General features: G+C 65.5%; 23 protein-coding genes and 1 pseudogene. 10 read left to right on the top strand and 14 right to left on the bottom strand.

Features of this window, described 5'->3' with window-relative positions; all coding sequences use genetic code 11:
- Positions 1-36 precede the first annotated feature (36 nt).
- The 5 genes and pseudogenes from QFZ60_RS20190 to QFZ60_RS20170 form a co-directional block, all read right to left on the bottom strand.
- Positions 37-1,041, bottom strand: coding sequence for a sugar phosphate isomerase/epimerase (locus QFZ60_RS20190; RefSeq protein WP_307092801.1), 1,005 nt, complete (start codon positions 1,039-1,041; stop codon positions 37-39).
- Positions 1,042-1,075: 34 nt separating this feature from the next.
- The gene (locus QFZ60_RS20185; RefSeq protein WP_307092800.1) at positions 1,076-2,266 is read right to left on the bottom strand and encodes a Gfo/Idh/MocA family protein; all 1,191 of its coding nucleotides are present in this window, start codon (positions 2,264-2,266) and stop codon (positions 1,076-1,078) included.
- Positions 2,267-2,279: 13 nt separating this feature from the next.
- Complete coding sequence (locus QFZ60_RS20180; protein ID WP_307092798.1) at positions 2,280-3,185, bottom strand: carbohydrate ABC transporter permease; 906 nt, start codon at positions 3,183-3,185, stop codon at positions 2,280-2,282.
- A gap of 1 nt (position 3,186) precedes the next feature.
- Positions 3,187-4,123, bottom strand: a pseudogene (locus QFZ60_RS20175) (carbohydrate ABC transporter permease).
- The gene (locus QFZ60_RS20170; protein WP_142118731.1) at positions 4,120-5,448 is read right to left on the bottom strand and encodes an extracellular solute-binding protein; all 1,329 of its coding nucleotides are present in this window, start codon (positions 5,446-5,448) and stop codon (positions 4,120-4,122) included. The pseudogene QFZ60_RS20175 and the gene QFZ60_RS20170 overlap by 4 nt, the downstream one beginning before the upstream one ends.
- Positions 5,449-5,686: 238 nt before the next feature.
- Here QFZ60_RS20170 and QFZ60_RS20165 point away from each other — a divergent pair, with 238 nt between their 5' ends.
- Together QFZ60_RS20165 and QFZ60_RS20160 are read left to right on the top strand one after the other, a co-directional pair.
- A complete protein-coding gene (locus QFZ60_RS20165; RefSeq protein WP_307092795.1) occupies positions 5,687-6,730 on the top strand; it encodes a LacI family DNA-binding transcriptional regulator in 1,044 nt (347 codons plus the stop codon).
- Positions 6,731-6,740: 10 nt separating this feature from the next.
- On the top strand, positions 6,741-7,940 hold the full coding sequence (locus tag QFZ60_RS20160; protein WP_307092794.1) for a mandelate racemase/muconate lactonizing enzyme family protein: 1,200 nt from the start codon (positions 6,741-6,743) through the stop codon (positions 7,938-7,940).
- 119 nt (positions 7,941-8,059) lie between these two features.
- Here the strand turns inward: QFZ60_RS20160 and QFZ60_RS20155 are convergent, their stop codons facing one another.
- Positions 8,060-9,226, bottom strand: coding sequence for an endo-1,4-beta-xylanase (locus QFZ60_RS20155; RefSeq protein ID WP_307092793.1), 1,167 nt, complete (start codon positions 9,224-9,226; stop codon positions 8,060-8,062).
- A gap of 186 nt (positions 9,227-9,412) precedes the next feature.
- On the opposite strand from QFZ60_RS20155, the gene QFZ60_RS20150 reads away from it, so the two are divergent.
- Both QFZ60_RS20150 and QFZ60_RS20145 read left to right on the top strand, forming a co-directional pair.
- A complete protein-coding gene (locus QFZ60_RS20150; protein ID WP_307092792.1) occupies positions 9,413-10,441 on the top strand; it encodes a LacI family DNA-binding transcriptional regulator in 1,029 nt (342 codons plus the stop codon).
- Between the two features lie 116 nt (positions 10,442-10,557).
- A complete protein-coding gene (locus QFZ60_RS20145; RefSeq protein WP_307092790.1) occupies positions 10,558-11,289 on the top strand; it encodes a polysaccharide deacetylase family protein in 732 nt (243 codons plus the stop codon).
- Positions 11,290-11,392: 103 nt separating this feature from the next.
- Here the strand turns inward: QFZ60_RS20145 and QFZ60_RS20140 are convergent, their stop codons facing one another.
- The 6 genes from QFZ60_RS20140 to QFZ60_RS20115 all read right to left on the bottom strand — a co-directional run bounded on the left by QFZ60_RS20140 (position 11,393) and on the right by QFZ60_RS20115 (position 17,541).
- On the bottom strand, positions 11,393-12,253 hold the full coding sequence (locus QFZ60_RS20140) for a phosphogluconate dehydrogenase C-terminal domain-containing protein (protein WP_307092788.1): 861 nt from the start codon (positions 12,251-12,253) through the stop codon (positions 11,393-11,395).
- A 1-nt stretch (position 12,254) separates the two neighbouring features.
- Complete coding sequence (locus QFZ60_RS20135; RefSeq protein WP_307092787.1) at positions 12,255-13,055, bottom strand: sugar phosphate isomerase/epimerase; 801 nt, start codon at positions 13,053-13,055, stop codon at positions 12,255-12,257.
- A complete protein-coding gene (locus tag QFZ60_RS20130) occupies positions 13,052-13,855 on the bottom strand; it encodes a triose-phosphate isomerase family protein (RefSeq protein WP_307092786.1) in 804 nt (267 codons plus the stop codon). The genes QFZ60_RS20135 and QFZ60_RS20130 overlap by 4 nt, the downstream gene beginning before the upstream one ends.
- A complete protein-coding gene (locus tag QFZ60_RS20125) occupies positions 13,839-14,309 on the bottom strand; it encodes a ribose-5-phosphate isomerase (RefSeq protein ID WP_307092785.1) in 471 nt (156 codons plus the stop codon). Before QFZ60_RS20125 ends, QFZ60_RS20130 begins: the two co-directional genes overlap by 17 nt.
- Entirely contained in the window at positions 14,306-16,063 is a 1,758-nt protein-coding gene (locus QFZ60_RS20120; protein ID WP_307092783.1) for a dihydroxyacetone kinase family protein, read from the bottom strand. Before QFZ60_RS20120 ends, QFZ60_RS20125 begins: the two co-directional genes overlap by 4 nt.
- A gap of 113 nt (positions 16,064-16,176) precedes the next feature.
- A complete protein-coding gene (locus tag QFZ60_RS20115) occupies positions 16,177-17,541 on the bottom strand; it encodes an MFS transporter (protein ID WP_307092781.1) in 1,365 nt (454 codons plus the stop codon).
- A 228-nt stretch (positions 17,542-17,769) separates the two neighbouring features.
- Here QFZ60_RS20115 and QFZ60_RS20110 point away from each other — a divergent pair, with 228 nt between their 5' ends.
- The gene (locus QFZ60_RS20110; RefSeq protein ID WP_307092780.1) at positions 17,770-18,513 is read left to right on the top strand and encodes a FadR/GntR family transcriptional regulator; all 744 of its coding nucleotides are present in this window, start codon (positions 17,770-17,772) and stop codon (positions 18,511-18,513) included.
- Between the two features lie 9 nt (positions 18,514-18,522).
- Here the strand turns inward: QFZ60_RS20110 and QFZ60_RS20105 are convergent, their stop codons facing one another.
- Positions 18,523-19,629 carry a LacI family DNA-binding transcriptional regulator gene (locus QFZ60_RS20105; protein WP_307092779.1) on the bottom strand — a complete coding sequence of 369 codons (1,107 nt, stop codon included), beginning with the start codon at positions 19,627-19,629 and terminating at the stop codon, positions 18,523-18,525.
- Positions 19,630-19,802: 173 nt separating this feature from the next.
- On the opposite strand from QFZ60_RS20105, the gene QFZ60_RS20100 reads away from it, so the two are divergent.
- The 5 genes from QFZ60_RS20100 to QFZ60_RS20080 all read left to right on the top strand — a co-directional run bounded on the left by QFZ60_RS20100 (position 19,803) and on the right by QFZ60_RS20080 (position 24,612).
- A complete protein-coding gene (locus tag QFZ60_RS20100) occupies positions 19,803-20,660 on the top strand; it encodes an ABC transporter substrate-binding protein (RefSeq protein ID WP_307092777.1) in 858 nt (285 codons plus the stop codon).
- 139 nt (positions 20,661-20,799) lie between these two features.
- Positions 20,800-21,588: an amino acid ABC transporter permease gene (locus tag QFZ60_RS20095; protein WP_056338086.1), complete on the top strand. Its 789-nt coding sequence runs from the start codon at positions 20,800-20,802 to the stop codon at positions 21,586-21,588.
- A complete protein-coding gene (locus QFZ60_RS20090) occupies positions 21,585-22,370 on the top strand; it encodes an amino acid ABC transporter ATP-binding protein (RefSeq protein ID WP_307092776.1) in 786 nt (261 codons plus the stop codon). The genes QFZ60_RS20095 and QFZ60_RS20090 overlap by 4 nt, the downstream gene beginning before the upstream one ends.
- A complete protein-coding gene (locus QFZ60_RS20085; RefSeq protein ID WP_307092774.1) occupies positions 22,370-23,413 on the top strand; it encodes a Gfo/Idh/MocA family oxidoreductase in 1,044 nt (347 codons plus the stop codon). Before QFZ60_RS20090 ends, QFZ60_RS20085 begins: the two co-directional genes overlap by 1 nt.
- Before the next feature lie 77 nt (positions 23,414-23,490).
- Positions 23,491-24,612, top strand: a complete 1,122-nt coding sequence (locus QFZ60_RS20080; RefSeq protein ID WP_307092773.1) for an FAD-binding oxidoreductase — start codon at positions 23,491-23,493, stop codon at positions 24,610-24,612.
- Positions 24,613-24,719: 107 nt separating this feature from the next.
- Here the strand turns inward: QFZ60_RS20080 and QFZ60_RS20075 are convergent, their stop codons facing one another.
- On the bottom strand, positions 24,720-26,219 hold the full coding sequence (locus QFZ60_RS20075; protein ID WP_307092771.1) for a SulP family inorganic anion transporter: 1,500 nt from the start codon (positions 26,217-26,219) through the stop codon (positions 24,720-24,722).
- Positions 26,220-26,328: the final 109 nt, after the last annotated feature.

Genomic DNA, 26,328 nt, shown 5'->3' with positions numbered 1-26,328 from the left:
GTTTGGCTGCCGGCCCTGCGGGCCGGAAAGTAGAGGTCAGCGGCTGGCGAAGGCGGCGTCGAAGGCAGCTGCCGGCGGGGCGATCCGGGCCAGTTCCTGGACCATGGCCAACGCCTGGGGGGCGCCGATGAGGCGGTCCATGCCGGCATCTTCCCACTCGATGCTGGCGGGGCCGTCGTAGCCGATGGCATTCAGGGTCCGGAAGATTCGGTTCCACTGCACGTCCCCGTGTCCTGCCGTGACGAAGTCCCAGCCGCGGCGGGGATCCGCCCAAACAAGGTGCGAGCCCAGGCGGCCGTTGCGGCCATCGAGCTGCCGGACGGATTCCTTGACGTGCACGTGGAAGATCTTGTCCGCGAAGTCCTGCAGGAACATCACGGGATCCAGGTCCTGCCAGATGAAGTGGGAGGGGTCGAAGTTGAGGCCGAAGTTCTCCCGGTGGCCGATCGCCTCGAGGGTCCGTTTCGCCGTCCAGTAGTCATAGGCGATTTCGGATGGGTGGACCTCCAGTGCGAACCGGACACCCTCCTCGTCGAAGACGTCCAGGATAGGGTTCCACCGGTCCGCGAAGTCCTGGTAGCCGGCGTCGATCATTGCCTGGGAAGCCGGCGGGAACATGGCGACGGCTTTCCAGATGGAGGAACCGGTGAACCCCGTCACGGTCTTGACGCCAAGCCGGGCGGCTGCCCGGGCGGTGTCCTTCATGGCTTCCGCCGCCCTGCGGCGTACGCCTTCCGGTTCGCCGTTGCCCCAGACTTCCGCGGACAGGATGCCCTGGTGGCGTTCATCGATGGGGTCATCGCAGACAGCCTGGCCGTTCAGGTGGTTGGCGATGGCGAAGACTTTGAGGTTGTTCTTCTCAAGGATGTCCAGCCGGCCCTGGAGGTAGTTGTCGTCCTCGGCAGCGCGGCGGGGGTCCAGGTGGTCGCCCCAGCAGGCGATCTCCAGCCCGTCAAAGCCCCACTCGCCGGCAAGCCGCGCCACTTCCTCAAAGGGCAGGTCGGCCCACTGGCCGGTGAACAGCGTAATTGGTCGTGTCATGTGTGTTCCTTGGTTCCTTGGAGCTCGGTGCCGCTCAGACTTTTTGCCACTGGCTGGAATTTCCGGCGCTGGACTCCACTGCGGCGAGGACCCGCTGCACCTGCAGGGCGTCGGCGAAGGACGGTTCCGGCTGGCGGCCCTCGCCGATGGCGGTGACGAGGTCCACCACCTGGTGCGTGAAGCCGTGCTCATACCCGAGCCCGTGGCCCGTGGGCCACCAGTTCCCGACGTATGGGTGCTCGGGCTCGGTGACGAAGATCCGTCGGAATCCGGCGTCCGGCGACTCTGCCGCGTCATAGAAGGACAGGACGTTCATTTCTTCGAAGTCAAAGGCGAGGGAACCTTTGGTGCCGTTCACCTCCAGCCGCATGGCGTTTTTCCTGCCCAGGGCGTACCGCGTGGCCTCAAAGACGCCGATGGCCCCCGCGGAGGCGCCGCCGTCGAACTTTGCGCTGAAGATGGCCGCGTCATCAACGGTGACCGTCCCACGTGGGGCGTCGCTGCTGAGGTCGCCGTGGCCGCCAAGGCCCACCAGGTCGCCGGCCAGCGGACGCTCCCGCACGAAGGTTTCCAGCATTGCCGACACCCCGCTGATGTTCTGGCCCGTGACCCACTGTGCGGCGTCGATGCTGTGGGCGCCGATGTCGCCCAGGGAGCCGGAGCCGGACTTGCTCTTGTCCAGCCGCCAGGTCATGGGGGCGGTTGCGTCCGAGAGCCAATCCTGCAGGTACTGGGCCCGGACGTGCCGGATCTCGCCGAGCCTGCCCTGTTCCACGAACCGCTTGGCCAGGGCCAGGGCCGGGGTGCGGCGGTAGCTGAAGCCGCACATGGAGAAGACACCGTGCTTCGCGGCTGTCTCCGCCGCGAGCGTCATCCGTTCGGCCTCCTCCACGGAGTTGGCCAGCGGCTTTTCGCACAGCACATGCTTGCCGGCTTCCAAGGCTGCGATGGCAATTTCCCCATGTGTGTTGCCGGGGGTGCAGATGTCGATGAGGTCGATGTCGTCGCGCTCGATCAGGCGCCGCCAGTCGGTCTCAACCGAGTCCCAGCCGAGCTTGTCTGCCGCCGCGCGGACGCCGTCGGCATTCCTGCCGGCGACCGCGGTGAGCTGCGGCTGAAGCGGCAGGTCGAAGAACCGCGGTGCGGTACGCCAGGCGTGGGAGTGGGCGGCACCCATGAAGGCGTAGCCCACCATGCCGACCCGCAGGGGCTTTGCGGTGGTCATGGAGAGATCCTTTCTACTTGCTGAAGCCGGCGGTCAGGCCTGCCAGCAGCTGGCGGCGGCCGATGACGTAAAGCACCAGGATTGGCAGCGTGCTGAGCACCACCGATGCGAGCACGGCCGGGATATTGACGCTGAACTCACCCTGGAAGGTCCACAGGCCCAGGGGCAGGACCCTCAGGCCCGGGCTCTGGGTGAGGATCAGGGGAAGCAGGAACCCGTTCCAGACATGCAGGCCGTTGTAGATGGCAACGGTCACGATGGCAGGGCGGGTGAGGGGCAGGGCGAGCCGCCACATGGTCTGCCATTCGCTGCAGCCGTCCAGCCGCATGGACTCGAACAGCTCGTTCGGGACGTCGCGGATGAAGTTGGACAGGATCAGCACCGTCAGCGGGATGGCAAAGGCGATGGACGGCAGCATCAATGCCAGCAGGCTGTCGTACAGGTTGAGCCGGATGATCATCAGGTAAACCGGAATGATCGTGGCCTGCAGCGGGATGGCAAGACCCATGAGGAACATGCCGTTGACCAGCTTCAGGAACCGCCCGCTGCCGCGGACGATCGCGAATGAGGCCATGAAGGAAACCAGCACGGTGGGAATCACCGAACCGAGCGTGACGATGGCGCTGTTCATGAAGTACGTGGCGAAGTCCGCCTCGAGGACCAGCTGGTAATTCTCCAGCGTAGGAGAGGTGGGGAGGGCCAGGGGATTCTGGCCGAAGTACCCCGCCTGCGTCTTAAGGCTGGTGATTACCACGTAGTAGACCGGCAGGATGATGATGGCCAGCCAGATCCACCCGCCGAGGCCGCCGGGGATGTTCAACCGCCGCAGTCTTGTGCCGAGCCCCCGCTTGGGGGCCGCGGAGCCGCCCATGCTTCCGGTCCGGGCCTCCTGCGTATTGCTTTTCAGGACGGTACTCACCCTACAAACCTTCCAATTGGCTGCCCTGCTTGTCCTTGCCGCCAAGACGCTGGAGGAACAAGGCAAGACCGAGGCCGATGATGACGAGAATGACGGCGACGACGCTTGCCGGGCCCATGAGGTTGGCCCGGAAGCCCCGCAGGTACATGTCCAGCGCCAGGATGCGGGGTGGAGTTTCCGGGGCCGCCGCCGGTGAGGACGAAGATCAGGTCGAAGTAGGTCAGCGAACCCACCACCATGAGGGTGGACGAGGTGATGATGGTGTACTTCAACTGGGGCAGGGTGATGTGGAAGAACTGCTTGATGGTCCCGGCCCCATCGATCTGGGCTGCCTCATACAGGGACTTCGGGATCTGCCGCACCCCGCCCTGGTAGATAAGGGTGTGGAACGGCACGAACTGCCAGGCGATGACGAAGATCACCAGGCCGAGGGCCAGTTGCGGGACACCCAGCCAGTCCTGCGCCAGGAATGGCAGCCCCAGGCCGGTTGCCAGGCCGAAGTTGGGATCCAGCAGGGCCTTGAAGGCAATGGCGACGGCGGCGGAGGACAGGAGCAGGGGCAGGAAGTACAGCACGGCCAATGCGGCACGGTACCGCTGGCTTCCCGCCGTGAAGACTCCCAGCAGGAGGCTGATGGGGGTCTGGACCAGCCACGAGACGATCATGATCAGGAAGGTCAGGCCCAGGGCGTTGTACAGTTCCGGGTCCGCCAGCACGGAGAACCAGTTGTCCATGCCCGCCGCCCCGATGGCACCGATTCCGTCCCATTTGGCGAAGCTCAGGATGAGCACACCGGCCAGCGGGATGATGGCGAACACCAGGAAGAAGAACAGTGCCGGCAGTGTCAGCCACGCCAGGGCGGCCTTGCGCTTTTCGGTTTGCCTGGAATCCTTGATGCCGACGGCGGGCCCTCGGGCGGTGGAGATAGCGTTACTCATTTGCCCAGGGTGGCGTTCATGTTCTCGGCGAACTGCTGCGGCGTGATCGACTTCAGGAACAGCTGGTCGATGTTGTTCAGCAGGGCCTCCGCGGCGGTGGGGCTCAGCGCCTGGTCCCAGGACTGCTGGAAGCTCGGCGCGTTCTTGGCCACGTCGTAGACGTAGTTGAGGAACTCCTTGTCAGGGGACGTGTTCAGCTTGTCCTCAATGCCGTTGACAATGGGCACCGAGCCGGAGTTGATGTAGGCGTCAATGACGGTGTCGGTCAGGATCCCGTCCTTGAAGAACTTCTTGGCGGACTCCTTTTCCTTGTCGCTGGCCTTGGAGGAAATGGACATGTACTGGGCCGGGTTGCCGACGCCGTTCTTCGGATCACCCTTGCCGCCGGCAACGGCGGGGAACGGGACAAAGCCGAGCTTTCCGTCCTGGACGAAGTTCTGGCCCGCCTTCTTCATGGCGCCGTAGGTCCAGGAGCCGTGCAGCATCATGGCCGCCTTGCCGGAGAACAGCAGGGCCTGGTCTGCCTGGGAGTCCGCGGTGATGGAGGAGAAGCCCTTGATGAAGCCGTCCGCGGAGACCAGCTCCTGGATCTTGGTGCCGGTCTCGATCACGGCGGGGTCCATCCAGGCATTGGGCTTGCCCTCAAAGATCGCCTTGAATACCTCGGGGCCGCCGATGCGGTCCAGCAGGTATTCAAGCCACATCATGGAGGTCCAGCGTGACTGGCCGCCCAGGGAGAACGGTGCAACACCCATGCCATTGAAGGTCTTCACCAGCGACATGATGTCGTCCCAGGTCTTGGGTGGCTGGACGCCTGCCTTCTGGAAGAGTTCCTTGTTGTAGAACAGTACGATCGGTGCGACGTACTGGTTGGGCAGGGCATAGATCTTGCCGTTGACGGTAGCTGCGCCAAACACGGACGGGAAGAACTTCTTCTTCAGGTCCGGGTTCTGGTCAAACCAGCTGGTCAGGTCCTCCACCTGGTTGGCCTCGGCGTAGGTTTTCAGGCCACCGCCGCCCCACCCGTAGATGATGGTGGGCGCCTGGTTGGCACCGATCGCGGTCTTGATCTTGGTCTTGTATGCGTCGTTCTGGAAATAGGTGACCGTGATCTTGTCGGCGGAGTTTGCCGAATTGAAGGCATCCACGGCTTTCTGCATGGTGGTCTGGTTTGGCTCGCCGGTCAGGTACCACATGCTGGCGCCCCCGCCGCCGCTGGAGGCGCCCGGGCCGGACGTCCCGCAGGCACTGGTTGCGGCAACGGCAAAGGGAGTAAGGGCAGCGAGGGCGAGGAAAGAGCGCCGGGAGGTCTGGGGTTGCTTCATTGCTTCTCCATAGTGATTTTGCAGTCGGATCCCGGGCGTCATCTTCGACGTTCGATCGAAATATTTCGACCCGGTGATATAAGTCACGGTCTAAACTAAAGCGTGAAAAAGCCGTGTGGTCAAGGGATCGTAGAGGATCTTTTTGGCGCGGCATCCCCGTTCCCGATAAGCCTTGACCGAGGAAGGGCGTGTTCTGCACAATGAAAACGTTTCCCCACCTTCGAAAGATTGCGAACCCATGACGACCAAATTGCCTGAGCGGACCAAACCCACGCTCGCCACAGTGGCGAGGCAGGCAGGGGTTTCGGCGCCCACAGTGTCAAAGGTGGTGAACGGCCGCGACGACGTTGCCCCCGAAACCAGGGCCAGGATTCTTGCCGCACTGGAACAGGCCGGGTATCAGTCCCCACTGCAGCGACGGGCGGCTGCGGAGAGCGGGACCGTAATTGAAGTGGTCATCGACGTGCTCGACTCCGCTTACACCATCCAGGTCCTGAACGGCATTCTTCAGTCCGCGGCCGGCGCCGACGTCGAAATCCTGGTCAGCGTGACCGGTCAATCCACCCCTGGCCGCCACACTCCGGAGCGCCGGGCGCAGAGGATGCTGGAAGAGGGCCGGGCCGGGATGATCGTGGTGACCTCTGCCTTCAGTGAAGCGCAACTGCATGCGTTCAGGCGCCGCCAGATTCCCGTCGTCGTCATCGACCCCCTCAACCCGCCCTCAGCCGACGTTGTCAGCGTTGGGGCCACCAACTGGGCGGGCGGCAAAGCCGCCACTGAGCACCTGTTGGGACTGGGACACCGCCGTATCGCATACATCGGCGGCATAGAGGGCGCTGAATGCAACCAGGCGCGGCTGCACGGCTACATGGCCGCCCTCATGGCACAGGGCATCAAGGTGGACTCCAGCTACATTGTGTCCGGCGGCCGGTTCCGGACCGAGAGCGGGGTCAGCGGGTTGAAGGAGTTGCTGAAGCTTGACGCCCTCCCCACGGCCATCTTTGCCGCCAGTGACGCCATTGCCCTGGGTGTCCTGAGCGAAGCGCGGCACCATGGGATCAAGGTTCCCGAAGACATCAGCCTCATCGGTTTCGACGGCACCAACCAGGGTGAGCAGTCGGTGCCATCGTTGAGCTCGGTGGCCCAGCCGCTTGAGGAAATGGGCCGGGCCGCCCTGAGGTCACTCCTGCGCCAGGTGCGCGGCGAAGTCCTGGACTCCCACCGGGTGGAACTGGCCACCCAGGTGATCGTCCGCGAATCCACGGCCCCTCCGGCCGGCTGAAAGAGGTGACATGAAAATAACCAACCTCGATACCGTGGTGGTGGACTTCTACCGGACCAACCTCATCTTCGTCCGGCTCACCACCGATGAAGGCCTCACCGGTATCGCTGAGGCCACCCTTGAAGGGCAGGAACATGCAGTCCGCGGCGCGGTGGCCGTCCTGGCCGATGCCGTCCGGGGCAAGGACCCCACGCGGATCACGCAGACCATTTATGAGGTGAACCGGGACGCCTATTGGCGTGGCGGTCCGGTGTCCATGACGGCACTCAGCGCCCTTGAAATGGCCATGTGGGATGTTACGGCCCGCGCCCTTGGGGTCCCGGTCCACCGGATGCTGGGTGGGCAGGTCCGTGACAGGGTCCGGGCCTACGCCAACGGCTGGTTCTCCGGAGCCAAAACGCCTGAAGAATTTGCCGAGGCAGCCGTGCAAACAGTTGCCCAGGGTTTCCGTGGACTGAAGTGGGACCCGTTCGAGGCAGCGGACCTGATCCTCGGGCCAGGGGACCTGCGGCGCATGCTTGAGCCCGTTGCCGCGGTGCGGGAGGCGGTGGGCGATGACGTTGAGCTTTTCATAGAAGGACACGGCAGGTTCGACGTCCCCACGGCTATCCGGGTGGCGCGTGAGCTGGAACAGTTCCAGCCCGTGTTTTTCGAGGAACCGTGCCCTCCCGACGGACTCGACGCACTCATCGAGGTTCGCAGCAAGTCCCCGGTTGCCATTGCCGCGGGTGAGCGGTGGATGGGTCGGAACGTTTTCATCCCCGCCCTGGCACGCAAGGCTGTGGACTATATCCAGCCGGACGCCACGCACGCCGGGGGTCTGCTGGAACTGTCCTTCATTTCAACGCTGGCGGCAGCCCACTATGTACCATTCGCACCCCATAATCCGAGCGGGCCCCTCAGTACTGCGGCAACGCTGCAGCTTGGCGCGGCGCTGCCGAATTTCCGGTACCTGGAGATCATGGCCACGGATGTGCCGTGGCGCAGCGACATTTCGAATGAACGCCTCCGTCTGACGGAGGATGGCGATGTCATGATCCCCGAAGGCGTTGGGCTTGGCATCGACCTGGACTTCGACGCGATCGCGGAGCACCCATTCGCACCGCATCCCATGCGGATTTTCAGCGACGTGGTGGCTGATATCCGGCCACCGGACGCCCGGTCCTACTTCAACCTGGCACCTGCAACGCCAAGCGCGTTCGACGCATGACGGGGCTACAACCCCCGATCTTCGAGCTAACAGTGGACGCTGCTGCCGGTCAGTAGCATGAACTGGAAGGCGGCCTGGAACATGTTGTTCCAGGCCGCCGTTGGCTGTTCGGGAAATCGCTACTGCTGGTAGGCGGGGTGGCGGGCGTCGCGCTGCTCTCCGCCCGGGTTTGCCTTCAGGAGGGTGGACTGCAGCGCGTAGTACGAAGGCTTGCGGGTGTAGTCCTCCCACATCACGGTGGCCTCGCCCTGGCCGCTGAAGAAGACGGGAACCCACGAGTACTTGTCATTGAAGCCCCAGATGGTGAAGGACTTGCAGTCCTCGACGTTCAGGCATGCTTCCAGGGCCTGCTGGTAGTAGCTGGCCTGCTTGGCCAGCTGCGCTTCAGTCGGCTTGGTCCCTGCAGCGATGTTCATGCGGACATCGATCTCGGTCACTGCAGTTTCCAGGCCGAGGTCATCGAAGCGCTGGAGGTTCGCCTTCAGGTCGCCCGGGAAGCCGTACTGGGTGCTGAGATGGCCCTGTACGGCGAAACCGTCCACCGGGACGCCTTCGGCGAGGAGCTTCGAAATGAGGCCTACGTACGCGGTGCTCTTGGAGTTGATGCTTTCCACGCCGTAGTCATTGAAGAAGAGCTTGGCGGCAGGATCGGCTTCGTGGGCCCACCGGAAGGCGTCGGCGATGATCTCCGGACCAAGTTCACGGATCCAGATGTTGTCCGCAGTCCGGAGGGTCCCGTCACCGTTCAGGATCTCATTGGCGACGTCCCACTGCTGGATCTTGCCTGCGTAGCGTCCCACAACTGTGGTGATGTGGTCCTTCAGGATGGAACGCAGTTCGTCCTTGCTGAAGTTGCCCTGCTCCAGCCAGGCCGGGTTCTGGCTGTGCCAGAACAGCGTGTGGCCGCGGACCACTTGGCCGTTCTGCTGCGCGAATTCAACGATCGCATCCATTTCGGCGAAGCGGTACTGGTCCCGCTGCGGGTGGATGAACTCCCACTTTGCCTGGTTCTCAGGGGAGACGGAACTGAACTCCGAGGCCAGCACGTTGCGGTACTGCTGGTCAAAGGTGAACGGGTTGGGGTACGGCATGGTCTCATGGTGCCCGCCGCCGGCAACTGCGGTGCCGATCCGGACGTCCTTCGGCGCAGCCCAGCGCAGCGTGTCCTGCTTGGCCAGACCCGGTGCCTGCGGCTTGTCATTCTCGCCAGCGACTGCGGGCAGTGCGCTGGGGAGGACAAACGCCGACGCAAGAATGGCGACGGCTACAGTTTTGGCAACCTTCATCAAGAGCTCTCCTTTGAGGTGCGAATAATCGATGCGCCAATGCGCACCGATACTTCCGGAAGTTTCCGGAAATGGGTGGTTGTAGACTAGAAACCTTCCGGAGGGCGCGTCAAGGGTTTCGATAAAAGTTTCGCGCCGGGGCCAGCGTGCGAGAACCTATAGAGGCAGCTAAACCAGGAGGAATGCGTGCACGAGACCCAGCGCCCGGCAGTCACAATCTCCGCTATTGCGGCCGAGGCCGGTGTGTCCGTCCCCACGGTGTCCCGGGTGCTCAACGGCCGCAGTGACGTGTCCCCGCGTACCAGGGAAAGGGTGGAAGCGCTGCTGCGCGAGCACGGCTACCAGCGGCGGGGCAGCCGGCCAGCTGTACGCTCAGGTCTCATCGACCTCGTTTTCAACGACTTGGACAGCCCCTGGGCAGTTGAAATCATCCGCGGAGTGGAGGAGGCGGCCAACGAGGCCGGCGCGTCCACGGTGGTCTCAGCGATCCACCGCAGCGCAAGCCCCACTTCAACCCGGCAGTGGCTGGACAATGTCAGCGCCAGGGCCAGCGACGGCGCAATCCTGGTTACTACGGATCTGGACTCATCCTTACGGGCTGAACTCCAGCGGCTTGATGTCCCCGCGGTGGTAATAGACCCTGCAGGGGTACCTGATCTGGACGTGCCTACCATCGGAGCCACAAACTGGACCGGGGCCGTGGGCGCAACTGAACACCTGACCGGCCTTGGCCACCAGCGAATTGGATTTGTTGCAGGGGTGCCGGGCTTGTGGTGCAGCCGTGCCCGCCTGGACGGCTACCGGGCAGGCCTTGATGCTGCCGGTATAGCCTTTGACCCCGCATTGGTGGTGGAGGGTGACTTTGATTATGAGTCCGGATTCCGGGCGGGACGGACCCTGCTGGAGTTGGCCAGCCCACCGACGGCGGTCTTCGCTGCCAGTGACCAAATGGCCCTCGGCGTATACGAGGCAGTACGCAAGAAAGGCCTGAGGGTGCCCGAAGATGTCAGTGTTCTGGGCTTCGACGATCTTCCCGAAGCCCGCTGGGCCTCTCCTCCGCTCACTACAGTGCGGCAGCCGCTTGCCGACATGGGCAAGCTGGCCGCGCGCACGGTGCTCCGGATGGTGCACGGCGAAGCCGTCGACAGTCCCCGGGTGGAACTGGCCACCAGGCTTGTAACCAGGGAGAGCACCGCGGCGCCCCGCAGGAACTGATTGCGTCTTTGCCGGTTCGGCTGCTTTGCACCCTTGACGGAGCCCTAGCTCGATACCTAGGCTGAGCACATTTCCGGAAACTTCCGGAAAGTTACAGTTTCTCCGAAGAGGTAGCGATGAAGATGCCACGCCCACGCCCCTACGCCTTGCCCAAGGCAGTCCTGCCCCTGGCTGCCCTCGCCTTGGCCGCGGCCGCCACTGTTCCCGCAGGCCTTGCCGGCGCAGCTCCCGCCCTTGCTGACCAGGCCACGCCGGCCATCGTCGATTCGACCCGGCACGAGGGCAAATACCTCAGCCTGACGTTTGACGACGGCCCAGACCCCGTCAACACCCCCAAGCTGCTCGCTGTGCTCGAAAAGCACCATGTCAAGGCGACCTTTTGCCTCTGGGGCGACCACGTGAAACAGCACCCTGAAATCGTCCGCCAGATAGCTGACGCCGGGCATGCGCTCTGCAACCACACCATGCATCACGACAACATGTCTGCCTGGAGTGCCGAGGCGATCAGGGCGGACCTGGAAAAAACCAGCACCCTCATCCGTCAGGCAGCTCCGGATGCCCCCATCAACTATTTCCGGGCACCTTACGGCAGCTGGGGGCTGACGCCGCAGGTGGCCGCCGACATGGGAATGCAGCCTCTTGGTTGGCGCCTTGCGATTGGTGACTGGGAGCCGCCGGGAACGGCGGAGCTGGTCCGGCGTCTTGAGGAGGGCATCACTCCGGGTGCCGTCATCCTCATGCATGACGGCGGTGGGGACCGCAGCCAAACGGTGGAGGCCGTCGACCAGATCATTCCAAAACTGCGGTCAGAGGGTTGGCGTTTCGACAAGCCCGGCCGCCGCGGATAGCGGCGGCCCGGACGAAGCCCCTGGGATGAAACCAGGACTTAAGCGCAGCTGCCACCCGTGGCCGGGATGACCAGGGTGGCAGCCGCGGCTGTAGGCGCAGGCTCTACCGCTTGACGGCTTCGAGCTTGAGCATTTTGGCGATGACGCCGTCGAGTTCGGAGTCGTCGAAGATCTTCTTCCAGTCGTCCTTGATGATGGTGTCCTTGCCGTACTGGATGGCGATTTCGCAGGCCTCGGAGAACGGGTTGGAACCGCGCAGGGCGTTGGTGAGGGCGATCTGGACGTGGCCGAACAGCATGGCCTTGGCGGCTTCTTCGGGGACACCGGCGGTGTGGACGGTCTCGTGCAGGGCCTCGTTGAGCAGGGTGCCGATCATGCAGGCAACGGTTTCCACCAGGGTGGGTTCCAGGATGGCGAGCTGCTTGACGGTGACCCAGTGGACGTCGATGACGGGGGCGTAGATGGTGCGGATGACGGCTTCAGCCGAATCGCGGGTGGCCGCCGGGGCGTCCTCGTCGATCGCGGCCACCACGTTCTGCGGGGCTCCCTCGCCGCCGAAGGTGTCGGCCCATTCTTCCTTGGTGGTGCGTTCCAGGAACACCGACGGGTGGCAGGGGTGCGCAACTGCCTGGACAACGTCCTCGCGCTTTGCCAGCAGGCCGGCGTAAGCGGCGGCGGGGTCCAGGGTGAGGAGGATGGCGCCGGACTTCATCTGCGGCACCACGCCTTCGGACACGACGCCCAGGACGGTGTCGGGGACGGCGAGGATCACCACGTCGGCGCCCTTGACGGCGTCGTCGGTAGCCGTGAGCCCGCGGCCTTCAGCCTTGATGCGCTCTTGGCCGGCGGGGGAGTTCTCGCTGTAGAAGACGGTGTGGCCGGACTTCTGGAGGTTGCGGGAAACGCGCATCCCCATCTTGCCTCCGGCTCCGATGACGGCGACGGTCAAAGTTTCTGCTGACATTTCACTTGCTCCTTAGGAATTCGATGCTTTGCCGGGTCCACTGGTTTTCGAGGCGGATGGTTTCCGCCTCGGAGTCCTGCCAGGGCAGCCAGTGTTCGACGATCTGGTTGATGTTTCTTTCGTGCGGCCGGATTTTTTCGGCCATGTACCCGTAGTCGAGCAGTCCTTCGCCGAGCGGCGCGCCGGAGTAGGTGAAGCCCACCCACCCGTCCCTGCGGCTGAAGGCAAAGTCCTTGATGTGCATGTTCAGGACATGGGGCGCGACGGCGTCAATCACCTCACGCGGCATCTCCAGCGCCGCGACGGTGTTGGCGGGGTCGCTGCAGATCCCCAGGTGCGGGCTGTCCACCCCGCGGACCACGTCCAGGACGCGGGAGGTGGGCACCTGTTCGTAGGTTTCCACCGCGATCTTCACCCCGGCGGCCTCGAACTCGGGCAGTACCTCCTTGAAAATGGCCACCGCTTCCTCGGTGGTGGGAGTATGCCCGGGAACGTTGAACATGGTCCGCAGCAGCGGGCTTCCGAGAATCCCCGCGATGTGCAGGAATCTGCGGAGGTGCTCCGGGCGGATGCCTTTGGTGCCCACTTCAAGTGAGATTCCCAACCTGTCCGCGGTGTCCCGCACGGCCTGGAGTTCCACGTCCGTCATGGCCTCCAGCGGTGCATAGTCACAGACCTGGAACAGGTCCACGCCCAGTTCCACGGTCCGCTCCAGCGCATCATGGATGCTCAGGGGGTGGGAGACCTGGTCCGAGAGTTGCCAGAAAAACGCGTAGCTGCTGAGGCCTATCCTCGAGGTCATGCCGCCACCTCCGCGGATTCCAGCCGGGCTGCCGCCTCGTCCAGGATGGTTGCCAGCGCCTTCGGGTCGTGCGCGAAGCGGCCCAGGAAAAGGCCTGCGACGGCGGGGCCCAGCTGGGTGATCAGGCCCGGTCCCGCGCTGCCGCCATAGATCACGCTGCTGTCCTGCTGCCCGGGCAGGCTGCGCAGGTGCGCATCAAGCCCGGTGATGACGGCGCTGATGTAGCCGGGTGTGGCCGGTTTCGGAGCGCCGATGGCCCATTGGGGCTCGTAGGCCACGATGGTCCGGGCGGCGGGTGCCAGGGACGAAGCCCGGTTGAGCGCGGCGTCGATCTCCGCCGAACAGCGGGCAATGGCTTCCTCCACGGAACCTGGCTGCAGTTCGCCGACGCACAGCACCGGGGTCAGGCCGTTGCGGTAGGCTGCTGCGGTTTTCAGGCCGATGACGCGGTCATCCTCGCCGAAGATCCGGCGGCGTTCTGCGTGCCCGATCTCTGCATAGCGGCCGCCGAGTTCGGCGATGGCCTTTCCGCCCACCTCGCCGGTGTACGCGCCCTCGTCCTCCCAAAAGATGTCCTGGGCACCGGAGGCGGCGCCGGCGGGGCCCAGGATGCGGGCGGCCTCCGGCAATGCCGGGAGGATGGGCAGGACGAACAGTTCGATGTCGCCGCTTTGCACCGCGGGGTGGGCGAACGCGACTGATGCCACGTCCCGGCAGTAGTCCACCGACCGGGCGTAGCCGAAGTACATCTTCAGGCTGACGCCGATGACGGCTTTGGGTTTCTTAGCAGGAAGTGACACCCTCGTAGTCCTTAATCAGGGCGACTTTATCCGCGGATGCGGACGTTTCGTCGAATGTGTAGGTGAGCCATTCCCTGGCCAGGCGGCGGGCGAGTTCCAGGCCGACGACGCGCTGGCCGAAGGTGAGGACCTGGGCGTTGTTGCTCAGGACGGCGCGTTCAACGGAGAAACTGTCGTGTGCAGTGACCGCCCGCACCCCGGGGACCTTGTTGGCGGTGATGGCAACGCCAAGGCCGGTGCCGCAGACCAGCAGGGCACGGTCTGCCTTGCCTTCCGCGATCAGTTCGGCGGCGGCGATGGCCACGGAGGGGTACGGGGTGTGGCTGGTGGCGTCCACCCCTACGTCCGTCACGGATTCGACCAGGGGGGAGGCTTCCAGGTCGGCCTTAAGGGCTTCCTTGTAGTCGAAACCGGCGTCGTCGGCTCCAATGACCAGGCGCAGCTTGGTGCTCATGCGTTCTCCTTGATGGTGTTGTACGCGGCGTTGTTGTCTTGGCTGAGGGTGTTATGGATGGCCCGCACGATCAGGGCCATGGAGACGGCGCCGGCGTCGGGTGTGCCAAGGCTCTTCTCGGCGTGCGGACGGGCGCGGCCCATGAGCGGCAGGAGGTTGGCGGTGTCCTCGGCGGCCTGCTGGGCGGCGGTGGCGGCGGCGTCCCAGGCCGCGGCCAGGGACTTTCCATTTTCCACACCTGCGGTGAGCGTGTCCCGGAAGGGGACCAGGACGTCCACCAGCGTCTTGTCGCCCACCTTGGCCTTGCCGAAGTCCATGATCGCTGCCGCGGCGCCGGACACTCCGGCGGCGACAGCACCGGCGTCGGGCGCTGTGCTGTCCCCAATTGCGTCCCCGACCGCGCGCAGGGCCATACCCCACAACGCGCCGGACGTGCCGCCGGCCTTGTCCGCCCAGGCGTCCGCGGCAAAGTGCAGGGTGGTGCCGGCACCTGCCCCGCGGGCGACGGCGTCTGCCGCGGCTTCCACGGCGGCGCGGACACCGCGCTCCATGCCGATGCCGTGGTCGCCGTCGCCGGCGATCGCATCGATCCTGCCAAGTTCCGCCGCGTTGGCATCCACCACGTCCCTGGCCGCGCCGAGCGCAGCGAGAACACGGATGGCACCGGCGCGGGCCGCGTCTGTGGCGTCGGGGATGGAAAGTTCGACGGCGGCCGCCTCGCCGGCAGTCTCCTCCAGCGCTTCAGCGCTGACGGCGCCGCGCCGGAAGGCGGGGGCATCGGCCGGCGCGTTCCAGAGGGCCTCGAGTTCGTCGTCCAGCCAGAAGAATGTCAGGGAGGTGCCGGCCATGTCGAAGCTGGTGACCAGCTCGCCTACCTGCGGATCCACTGCCTCCAGTCCTGCTTCGGCCAGGAGCTGGGCCACGCGGCGGTAGACCACGAAGAGCTCCTCGTATTTGACACTGCCCAGGCCGTTGAGGATGGGGACTACCCGTGCGCCCCTGGCCTCCACGCCGTCGGGTATCTCGGTCAGCAGCTTGGCCACGAGCAGTTCGGCCAGCTCATCCGCCGTCGGAATGTCCGCTTCGCCGATGCCCGGCTCGCCATGGATGCCCATGCCCACGGCCATCCGGCCCTCGGGAACGGAGAACAGCGGCTGGTCGGCACCGGGGAGGGTGCAGCCGGTGAAGGCGACGCCAAACGAACGGGTGCGGTGGTTGGCGCGTTCAGCGATCTCCACCACTGCATCCATTCCATAGGACGCCTCCGCAGCGGCGGCCGCCACCTTGAACACGGTCAGGTCCCCGGCGATGCCGCGGCGTTTGGTGTGCTCTTCGATCGGGGCGGAGGAAACGTCATCCGTGACGGCGATGCTGCGGCAGTCGATGCCTTCCCTGCGCAGCTTTTCCTGGGCCTGGCTGAAGTGCAGGACGTCGCCGGCGTAGTTGCCGTAGCCCAGCAGCACTCCTGCGCCGTTGTGGGCAGCCTTGGCCACGTTGTAGACCTGCTGGGCCGACGGCGATGCGAACAGGTTGCCCATGGCTGCGCCGCGCGCCAGGCCCTGGCCCACCAGTCCGGCGAACGCGGGGTAGTGCCCGGAGCCGCCGCCGATCACCAGCGCCACGGTGTCAGGGGTGCTCTTGGTGCTGCGGACAACGCCGCCGGAAACACGCTTGACCCAGCGTCCGTGGGAGGCGACGAAGCCCTCGATCATTTCATCAGCGAAGGCTGAAGGTTCGTTGAACAGGCGGGTCATGGGAAAAGCTCCTGGGCCTAGCTGGGAAAGGGTCTGGGGAGGTGAGCGGCGCGGGCTTGGTGCGGGGACGCCCCCGGATGAGGAGGGCGTCCCCGTGTCCGCGGCTGCCGGGGTTAAGGTTCGGCGTGCTGCCCGGCGCCGGCAGGGTCCAGGGCCTCGGCGCGGACTCCCTCGGTGACGCGGCCGGAGCGGCTGAGGGTAACCATCAGGATTGCGGACAGGAGCATGAAGCCGCCCACCACGAACATCGGCACCGTGTAGTCACCGGTCCAGTCCTTGAGCCAGCCGGTGATGTAACCGGCGCTGAATCCCGCCAGGTTGCCCACCGTGTTGATCAAGGCGATGCCGGCTGCTGCTGCCGCACCGGTCAGGAACTGCGTGGGGACGGTCCAGAAGTTGGGCAGTGCCGCGAAGATTGCCATTGCCGTGATGGTGATGACGGCAATCGTTGCGGCGGGGCTTCCTGCGAAGAGGGCCAACGGGATGCTCAGGCCGCCCACCAGGGCGGGGACGGCGATGTGCCAGGTCTTGACGCCGCGCTTGGTGGCGTCCTTGGACCAGAAGTACAGTGCGGCTGCCGCCGGAAGGTACGGAATGGCGGTGATCAGGCCCTTCTGGAAGACGTCGAACTTTGTGCCGTAGATGCCTTCGAAGCCGGAGATGATGGTCGGCAGGAAGAAGCCCAGCGCGTAGAGGCCATAGATGAAGCCGAAGTAGATCAACGAAAGCATCCAGACGCGGCCGTTGCCGAACACGGTACGGACGCTGACGTGCTTATTGCCGGCGCTGGTTTCCTTCTTTTCCTTTTCCAGGGCACCGGTCAGCCAGGTCTTCTCCTCGGCCGTGAGCCACTTGGCCTTTGCGGGGGAGTCGGCCAGGTAGAACCAGGAGATGATGCCGATGACGATGGCGGGGATGGCAACGCCGAGGAACATGACGCGCCAGCCTTCGAGTCCGAAGAGGCCGTGCTGCTGGATCAGGATGCCGGCCAGGGGTGCGCCGATGACGGTGGTCAGCGGCTGGGCCAGGTAGAACAGGGCCAGAATCTTGCTGCGGTGGCGGGCAGGAACCCAGAGGCTCAGGAACAGGATGGCGCCGGGGAAGAAGCCGGCCTCGGCCACGCCCAGGATGAAGCGCAGGATGTACAGCTGCTCCACGTTGGCCACCCAAGTGAAGAGCAGTGAGACGATGCCCCAGCTGACCATGATGCGGGCCAGCCAGCGGCGGGCCCCGAACTTGTGCAGTGCCAGGTTGGAGGGGATCTCAAGCAGGATGTAGCCGATGAAGAAGACGCCGGACGCAAAGCCGAACTGTGCGGCGTTCAGGGCGAGGTCCTTGTTCATGCCGTTGGGGCCGGCGAAAGAGATGGCGGTGCGGTCGAGGTAGTTGATGAAGAACATCAGCGCGACGAACGGGACAAGCCGGACCGCCACTTTCCTGATTGCGGATTTTTCGACCACCGATTGTGTGGTGTCCACATTGACTCCTAGATGTTGATGCCCAGGCCGTGTCCGTCACTGGAAGCGGGTGGGGCTGTCTCATATGCGCGCGGTTTGGGGTGCCGCGGGGATGAAGCTGTGAGTTCCACCATAGGACTGAATCAGAAATTGGTCAACCGGTTGACTTATTCGTTTCGTTCTTGGGTTCAGGTGGGGAGCTGCAGAGACGACGGCCGAAGGCGGTGGACCAGTTGTTACGCTTGGGAGGTGTCCGTAGAATCCGCCGCCTCGACGGCCAAAATCAGCGCCGCCCTCGGCTCAGTGGGGCAGGGCTCAGTGGTGTCGGAAGTGGCAGAGCGCCTGCTCGCCTTCTTCACCAGCGGCGACATCGCCCCGGGTACCCGGCTCCCCGCCGAGCGGACTCTTGCCGCGTCCCTGGGGGTGGGCCGCTCTGCGGTGCGTGAGGCGCTTGCGGCCCTGGAGATCCTTGGCATCGTGGTGGTCCGCCCCGGATCCGGAACCTACCTGCGGGACGGCGTCTCCGAGCTTCTGCCCCGGACCCTCAGCTGGGGCCTGATGCTGGGCGCGCCCCGCACGCGTGAACTGGTTGAGCTCCGGAGCGGACTGGAAGTCCAGGCGGCGCAGCTGGCGGCGGAACGCATTACCGCGGAAGCGCTCGAACGGATGCGCGGAAACCTGGACATCATGGCGGGCACGCTGGATGACCTGGCGGCCTTCGTCGAGGCCGATGCAGCTTTCCACCGCGAGATCGCGGCAGCCTCCGGAAACCAGGTCCTGCAGGAACTCCTGCAGAGCATCCGTTCGCTCCTCCGGATCTGGGTGGACCGCGCCCTCACGGATGAAGGGCATGCCGCAGCCGCGCTGAAGGAACACACCAGGATTTATGAGGCGCTGGCGGCCCGCGACGGGGACGCTGTCACCGCCACCATGCGCTCGCACATGCACACCGCGTCGCGGCGCCTGCTGGCCGGCTTCGACGCCTCGCAGTAGGGGCCCCTGTCAGTTGAGCGTGCCCGCCAGCTCTTCCTGATGCGGCTCCTCTTCAGTCCGGCACGGCCCCACAGAACCCCGGCGCACCAAGGTGGCCGTGAACTGCGCAGGAGCGGCAGGTGGCAGCCCTTCCATCTGCCGGATCAGCGCCTTAGCTGCTGCAACGCCCATGTTGTAGACCGGCTGGGCGATCACGGTCAGGGGTGGCGTGGTGAGCCGGGTCCATGCGAAGTCGTCGTACATCAGGAATGAAACGTCGGCCGGAATGGACAGGCCGAGTTCCTGGATCGCTTCCACCACGCTGAGGGCAATCAGGCCGTCTGAAGCCACCACTGCCGTAGCCCGGTCCGGCCCGCGGAGCACCTCGCGGGTGATGCTGCGGATTGAATCGGCGTCGCCGGCATTCAATCTGACCAGGTCCTCCGGAAAGGGCAGCCCCGCCTCCAAAAAAGCCTGCCGCATCCCCTCTATGCGGTCCGCAATCTGGGAGGACTTCAGGGTGATGCCCGTGCTGTACGGGGCGTCCGTCCGCAAGGTGGAGATGAAGGCGATGCGCCGGTGCCCGGCCTCGAGCAGATACTGCGTGGCCTCCCGGGAAATCCGGGCCATGTCCACTGCCATGGTCTCCACCTGGAGGTCCCCTGCGGTGCGGTCAATGAAGACCAGCGGGCGGCCGGAGCGGTGCACCTCCTGCAGGTGTCCGGTGTCCACGGATGAGGCCGGGGCGACGATAAGTCCGTCCACCCGCTTGTCCAGCAGGACCCGCACCGCGTCCACTTCCGCCGCCCGGTCCTCATCGGTGTTGACCAGGATGACGTTGTAGCCGGCTTTCTTCGCCGTGTCGGTGATGCCGCGCGTAGCAAGGCCGAAATGCGGGTTTTCGATGTCACCCACCACCACCCCAATGGTGTGGGATTTCCCCGTGTTCATGCTTCGGGCCAGCTCGTTCGGCCGGTAGGAGAGTGCCTCCGCGGCAGCGAGGACGCGCTCGCGGACGTCGTCGCTGACGGCGCCGTAATTGCCCAGCGCACGGGCGGCCTGGGCCTTGGAAACCTGCGCAGCCTTTGCGACGTCGGCAACTGTTACGTCCCGGCGTCGTGCTCCATCACCGTTCATCTTCACCTTTCGACGGGGCTGTTGACGCCCCGTGTGACTTCGGCTACATTTCTATCCATCGATGTGAGTCCGGTCTCAATCCTAGGGTGTGAGACCGGACTCAACAAGAGCATCGGCGACTTTCTTCGGCGGCCCTGACAGCACCGCCTTCCCACCAACGATTGGACAACGCTGTGAAGAAAAAGAATCTCCGACCTGCCGGAATTGCCGCGGCAGCCCTGGCCGCCGTCCTGGCGCTCTCCGGCTGCAGCTCCACCTCCGCCGCCTCCACCACCGAGAACAACCCCTACGGGCTGATCCAGCCCGGCACCGTCCGGGTGGCAAGCCTGGGTGACTCCAAGCCCTACACGTTCGCCGACGCCTCCGGAAACTTCACCGGCTTCGATGTGGAACTCTTCAAGGACGTGGCCCACCGGGCCGGTGTGGACAACGTGGTCTTCACCGGACAGGACTTCTCGGGCCTCCTTGCCGCGGTTGCCAACGGACAGTTCGATGCCGGTGTTGCGGCTATCGGCATCACGGACAAGCGGAAGGAAACCGTGGACTTCTCCGACGGTTACCTTGCGGGCTACCTGACCGTCATCACCACCAAAACCTCCGGCATCACCGGTGCGGACGGGCTGGCAGGCAAACGCCTGGGCGTTGTCCAGGGAACGCTGCAGGAAGCCTACGCGGTCAAGAACTTCACCTCGGCCAGCCTGGTCCGCTTCCCTGACAACAACACCGCCATCGCCGCGGTGAACAGCGGAACCGTGGACGCGCACTTCCTGGATTACGAGGCCGCCAAGGCCTACCAGGAGCAGCACGGACTGGTCAGCGCCGCTGACATCCCCTCCTTCGATGCTCCGGCAGGGTTCGCGGTAGCCAAGGGCAAGACGGCCTTCAAGGAAGCCCTGAACAAGGGGTTGGCCGCAGCCATGGAGGACGGCACCTGGAAGAAGCTCTACCAGAAGTGGTTCCCGGGCTCGCCGATGCCCGAGCAGTACCTGCCCAAGGCCGAACAGACCGCGTCGCCCACATCGGCCAAATAGGCACCAGCCAAATAGGCACCAGGCCAAATATGCCCAGGCACCTAAGCGCCTGGCCAGCAGACCCTTTGGCCACCTGACCGGGCGGGCCGCCCTCCGCGGCCCGCCCGGCACCTCCCATCATCTACCTCTGAGAGCAACCATGGACTGGCTCAACACCATCATCCGTACCTTCTTCGACTTCGGCGCTATGGCCGAGGTCCTGCCCCAACTCCTGGCGGTCGGCCTGCTGAACACGCTGATCATCTCCATTGCCGCCACCGTCCTTGGCACGGTGCTGGGCATGGTGGTGGCCGTCATGGGCATCTCACCCTCCAAGTGGCTGCGCGTCCCGGCCAGGATCTACACGGACCTGTTCCGGGGCCTGCCGGCCATCCTCACCATCCTGCTGATCGGGCAGGGCTTTGCCCGGCTCAGCCAATCCATCTTCGGCCCGTCGCCCTACCCGCTGGGCATCATCGCGCTGAGCCTGATCGCCAGCGCCTACATCGGCGAGATCTTCCGCGCCGGGATCCTCAGCGTGGACAAGGGCCAGGGCGAGGCCTGCCGTGCCCTGGGCATGAGCTACGCCAAGTCCATGGCCCTGGTGGTGGTGCCCCAGGGCGTCCGCCGGGTCCTCCCGGCCCTGGTGAACCAGTTCATCGCCATCGTCAAGGACTCCTCCCTGGTCTACTTCCTGGGCCTGCTGGTCACCGAACGCGAACTCTTCCGCGTGGGCCAGGACGCCGCCGTGCTGTCCGGCAACCTGTCACCCCTGGTGGCCGCCGGCCTCCTCTACCTGGTGATCACCGTCCCGCTGACGCACCTGGTGAATTACTTCGACAACAAGTTCCGCACCGGCCGCCGCCGCGCCGCACCGCCGACCAGCGGCCTGAAGGAAGTCAAGGAACTCGACGCGGCCTCGCCGCTCACAGCCGGGAGCAACACATGAACACCCCAACCCCCACCACCCTGAACACTGCTGCCACCCCTGAGACCCAGTCGTTCCACGGTTCAAGCCTGGAACTGCGCAACCTCACCATGGCCTACGGCGATATTGAGGTCCTCCGCAACGTCAGCCTCACCGTGGCCCCGGGTACCACCACGTGCATCATCGGCCCCTCCGGATCCGGCAAGTCGACGCTGCTGCGCGGCGTCAACCGGCTTCACGAACCCAAGAGCGGGAACGTGCTGCTCGCCGGTGAGAGCACCCTGGGTGCCAACCCGGACACCCTGCGCACCCGCATCGGCATGGTGTTCCAGCACTTCAACCTCTTCCCGGACCATACGGCCGAAGAGAACGTGGCCCTGGCCCTCTGGAGCGTCAAGGGCATGCCCAAGGCCCAGGCCATGGAACGGGCCCGCCAGCGGCTCGCCGAGGTTGGACTCGCCGAACGCGCAGACCACCGCCCCCGCGACCTCTCCGGCGGCCAGCAGCAGCGCGTCGCCATCGCACGTGCCCTGGCCATGGAACCCGAAGTGATGCTCTTCGACGAGGCCACCAGCGCCCTGGACCCCGAGCTGGTCAAAGGCGTCCTGAACCTCATGGCCGGACTGGGCCGCCGCGGCATGACCATGCTCGTGGTCACGCACGAGATGGGCTTCGCCCGCAAAGTGGCCGACCAGGTGGTCTTCATGGATGAAGGCGAGGTAGTGGAAGCCGGAACCCCTGCCCAGCTCTTCGACAACCCCCGCAGCGAACGCCTCCAGCGCTTCCTCTCGGAGGTGCTCTGATGGGTACGGTTGCAGCGGCACCCATCCGGACCGCCGTCGTCGGCTTTGGAATTTCCGGCAAGGTCTTCCACGCACCCCTGCTCGCTGCCAACCCGGACTTCTCGCTGGACGTCATCGTCACGGCGCAGGCGGAGCGTGCGGCGGAGGCGGCGCACCTTTATCCGCAGGCACGGATTGTTGGCACCGCGGATGAGCTGTTCGCCCTGGCCGGGGACCTGGACCTGGTCATCCTGGGCACCCCGCCGCACACGCACTACGGGCTGGCCGCAACGGCCATCGCCCATGGCCTGAACGTGGTGGTGGACAAGCCGTTCGTGCCCACGTCCGCCCTGGGTGAGGAGCTGATCAGCAGGGCTTCCGACGGCGGGGTGCAGCTGACGGTGTTCCAGAACCGCCGGTGGGATGCCGACTTCCTCACCCTGCAGAAGGTGCTGGCGTCCGGAGGCGTTGGCGAGGTGACCAGCTTCGAGTCGCGGTTCGAATGGTGGCGGCCCGAAGGCTTCGGCAACTGGCGGGACACGGTGTCCCTGGCTGAGGGCGGCGGCATCCTGCACGACCTTGGCGCGCACCTGATCGACCAGGCCATCCAGCTGTTCGGCCCGGTGGACACGAGCTACGGCGAGACGGCCAACCGTGGCCCGCATCCGGATGCGGCGGACACCGAAGCCTTCGTGTCGTTGCTGCACGCCTCCGGCGTCCGCACGCGGCTCTGGATGAACGGCATGGCTGCCCAGGCCGGGCCCCGCTTCCACATCCTGGGCACCCGGGCCGGCTACACCAAGTGGGGACTGGACGGACAGGAACCCGCGCTCGCTGCCGGGATGCCGCCGTCGGACCCTGCCTATGGCGTGGACCCCCAGGAGCATTGGGGGCTCCTGGGGGTGGACGGGGCAACCACTCCAGTACCTGCCGAACGCGGCGCGTACCCGGAGTTCTACGTCCAGCTGGCCGCCGCCCTGCGCGGGAACGGTCCGCTCCCCGTCGATCCTGCCGAACCCCTTGAGGTGCTGAAGGTCATCGAAGGCATCCACGCCCTGGCCTGACGCCCCCCTCTGATTCTTTTCCAGTGACGCGCCGTCCGCGTCCATCCCACCCACGTATTTCATAGAAAGTGACCCTCATGTCCCCTGCACCAGCCACCAAGCGCGTCGCCGTCATCGGCGGCGGCATCCTCGGCGTCTCCACCGCGGTCCACCTGCTCCGCGAAGGAGCCTCCGTGATCCTGCTGACCGAGCGCGGCCTCGCCAGCGAAGCCAGCGGCCGCTCGCTGTCCTGGCTCAACTCCGCCGGCGAACGGTCCACCCCCTACCACCAGCTGCGCGTGGCCGGCGTGGACCGCTACCGCACCCTTTTCGCCTCGGACCCCAGCCGGGAATGGCTGCAGTTCGGTGGTGGCCTGATGTGGAACGCCGCGGGGCAGCGCGAGGCCACCGAGGCCCGGCACGCCTACGAAAAGTCCATCGGCTATGACTCCAAGCTGGTTGCTCCAGGCGAAATCTCGTCCGTTACCCCGGGAATCGATGCGGGCGCCGTGCCGGAGAACGCCATCTTCAATCCGGGCGAAGGCTGGGTCAGCCTGCCGGACCTGATCGACTTCCTCATGGAGGAATTCCACGCCAGGGGCGGCGAACTGGTACTCAACGCCGGAAAGGCGTCCGTCATGGTGGAGGACGGCCGGACCTCGGGTGTGGAGACGGCGTCCGGCGGGACGTACCCGGCCGACGCCGTCCTGGTGGCGTGCGGCGCGGCGACGCCCGCCGTCGTCGAACCCCTGGGGGTGCACATCCCCAACGGCTCACCCGTCTCCATGCTGGTGGTGACCAAGCAGGTGCAGCACGACGTGGCCGCGGTGATGAACACCCCGCGCTCAGCCGTGCGGCCCAACCCGGGCGGCACGTTCGCCCTGGACCACGACTGGTACGAAGAACACATCACCGAACATGCGGACGGCTCCTTCAGCATCCCGGACGAGGTGGTGCAGGAACTCGCGGATGAGGCGTCCAAACTGGTCGCCGGCAACCCGGAACTCAAGCCTGCCTCCTTGAAGATGGGCTACAAGCCGATTCCCGGTGACGGCGAGCCGGTGCTGGGCGAACTGGGCCAGGTGCCCGGATGCTACGTCGCCTTTACCCACTCCGGCGCAACCCTGGGACTCATTGCCGGTGAGCTCCTCGCCGGCGAGATCCTGACCGGCAGCAAGCACCCCATGCTGGCCACCTTCCGGCCCGGCCGCTTCTCCTAAACCGTCATGAAAACAGGCGGGGCCGTGTGGCCCCGCCGTCATGACAACAGGCGGGGCCGTGTGGCCCCGCCTGTTGTGCGTCCGTTCTGGGCCGGGAGGGCGGCCGCTCAGGACCCCAAATGTCCGGTGAGCCGGCGGTGGAAGCCGGTGCTGCGTTCATCCAGGCCTTCGATGGTCACAGCGGCCCCATGGTCGGCGTACTTGGTTTCGATGGAGTCGAGGGCGGCCACGGTTGAGGCGTCCCAGATCTGGGCACGGCTGAGGTCGATGGTCACCAGGGCGGGATCGTCGGCATATGCGAACTGCTCCACGAGGTCGTTGCTGCTCCCGAAGAACAGCGGCCCCACCACGTCGTAGCGGACGCTCTGGCCATCCCCGGCCGCGGTCCGCTCCACCGTGATGACATGGGCCACCCGGCGGGCGAACAGCACCATCGCCAGGACAACGCCCACCAGGACACCGTAGGCGAGGTTCCCCGTCAGGACCACGACGGTTACCGTGACCACCATGACCAAGGTCTCCGGGATGGGCATCCGCTTCAGGGTGGAGGGTTTGATGCTGTGCCAGTCCACCGTGGTGACAGCAACCACCATCATGACCGCGGCAAGGGCCACCATGGGGATCTGCCCCATGACCGAGCTGAGGCCGGTCACCAGGGCCAGCAGGAACAGCCCGGCCACGACCGTGGAGATGCGGGTGCGGGCCTGGCCGGTCTTCACGTTGAGGACCGTCTGGCCGATCATGGCGCAGCCGGCAATGCCGCCATAGAAACCGGCCAGGATGTTTGAGACGCCCAGGCCCCAGGACTCACGCCCCTTGTGCGAGGGGGTGTCAGTGATGTCGTCGACGAGTTTCGCCGTGAGGAGGGATTCCATGAGTCCCACGAACGCCACGCTCAGCGCGGTGGGCAGCACCAGCTGGAAGGTCTCCAGGTTCACCGGGACGAGGAACGGGGTGATTCCGGGCAGCTTGCCGGTGAGGGGACCTTCGTCCAGGACGTCCGGCATGGCGAGGCCGGCGATGATGACGATCGCCGTGACGACGACGATGGCCACCAGCGGCGACGGCACCACCTTGGTGAAACGGGGAAGGATGAAGATGATCGCGAACGTCAGGGCGAACAGGACGTAGGCGGGCCAGGGGACATTGAGGACATGGGGCACCTGCGCCATGAAGATCAGCACGCCCAGGGCATTGACGAACCCGATCATCACCGACCGTGGGATGAAGCGCATCAGTCTGGCCAATCCAGCGAGGCCAAACACCACCTGGATCACGCCGGCGAGGAGCACCGCGGGCAGGACGTACTGGACACCGTGCTCGTGGACCAGCGGGGCGATCACGAGGGCGACGGAACCGGCTGCGGCAGTGACGACGCCGGGCCGCCCGCCAAGGACCGACATTGCCAGGGCCAGGACGATGGAGGCGACAAGGCTCACCATGGGATCCACGCCGGCCACGATGGAGAAGGAGATGACTTCCGGGACCAGGGCGAGGGTGGTGACCATGCCGGCCAGGACCTCGCGGGACAGCTGCCGCGGAGAGCGCAGCGCAGTGAGGACGGTGATGGGCTGCCGAAGAGGGCGGGTGCGGTGGGCGACGGCCAAGGAGCGGCTCCAGGGGACTTGGCTCTCCTGGGAGAGCGGGGGGTGTGCGACGTTTCTGCGCGCCACGATGCGCACGGGTCCAGCCCAGCGACGGAAGACAATGGGTGGA

The sequence above is a fragment of the Arthrobacter sp. B2I5 genome, assembly GCF_030816735.1.
In the GTDB taxonomy this organism is placed as follows: domain Bacteria; phylum Actinomycetota; class Actinomycetes; order Actinomycetales; family Micrococcaceae; genus Arthrobacter.
The sequence above is the reverse complement of the archived record's forward strand: the minus strand, read 5'-3'. Positions and strand labels throughout refer to the sequence as shown.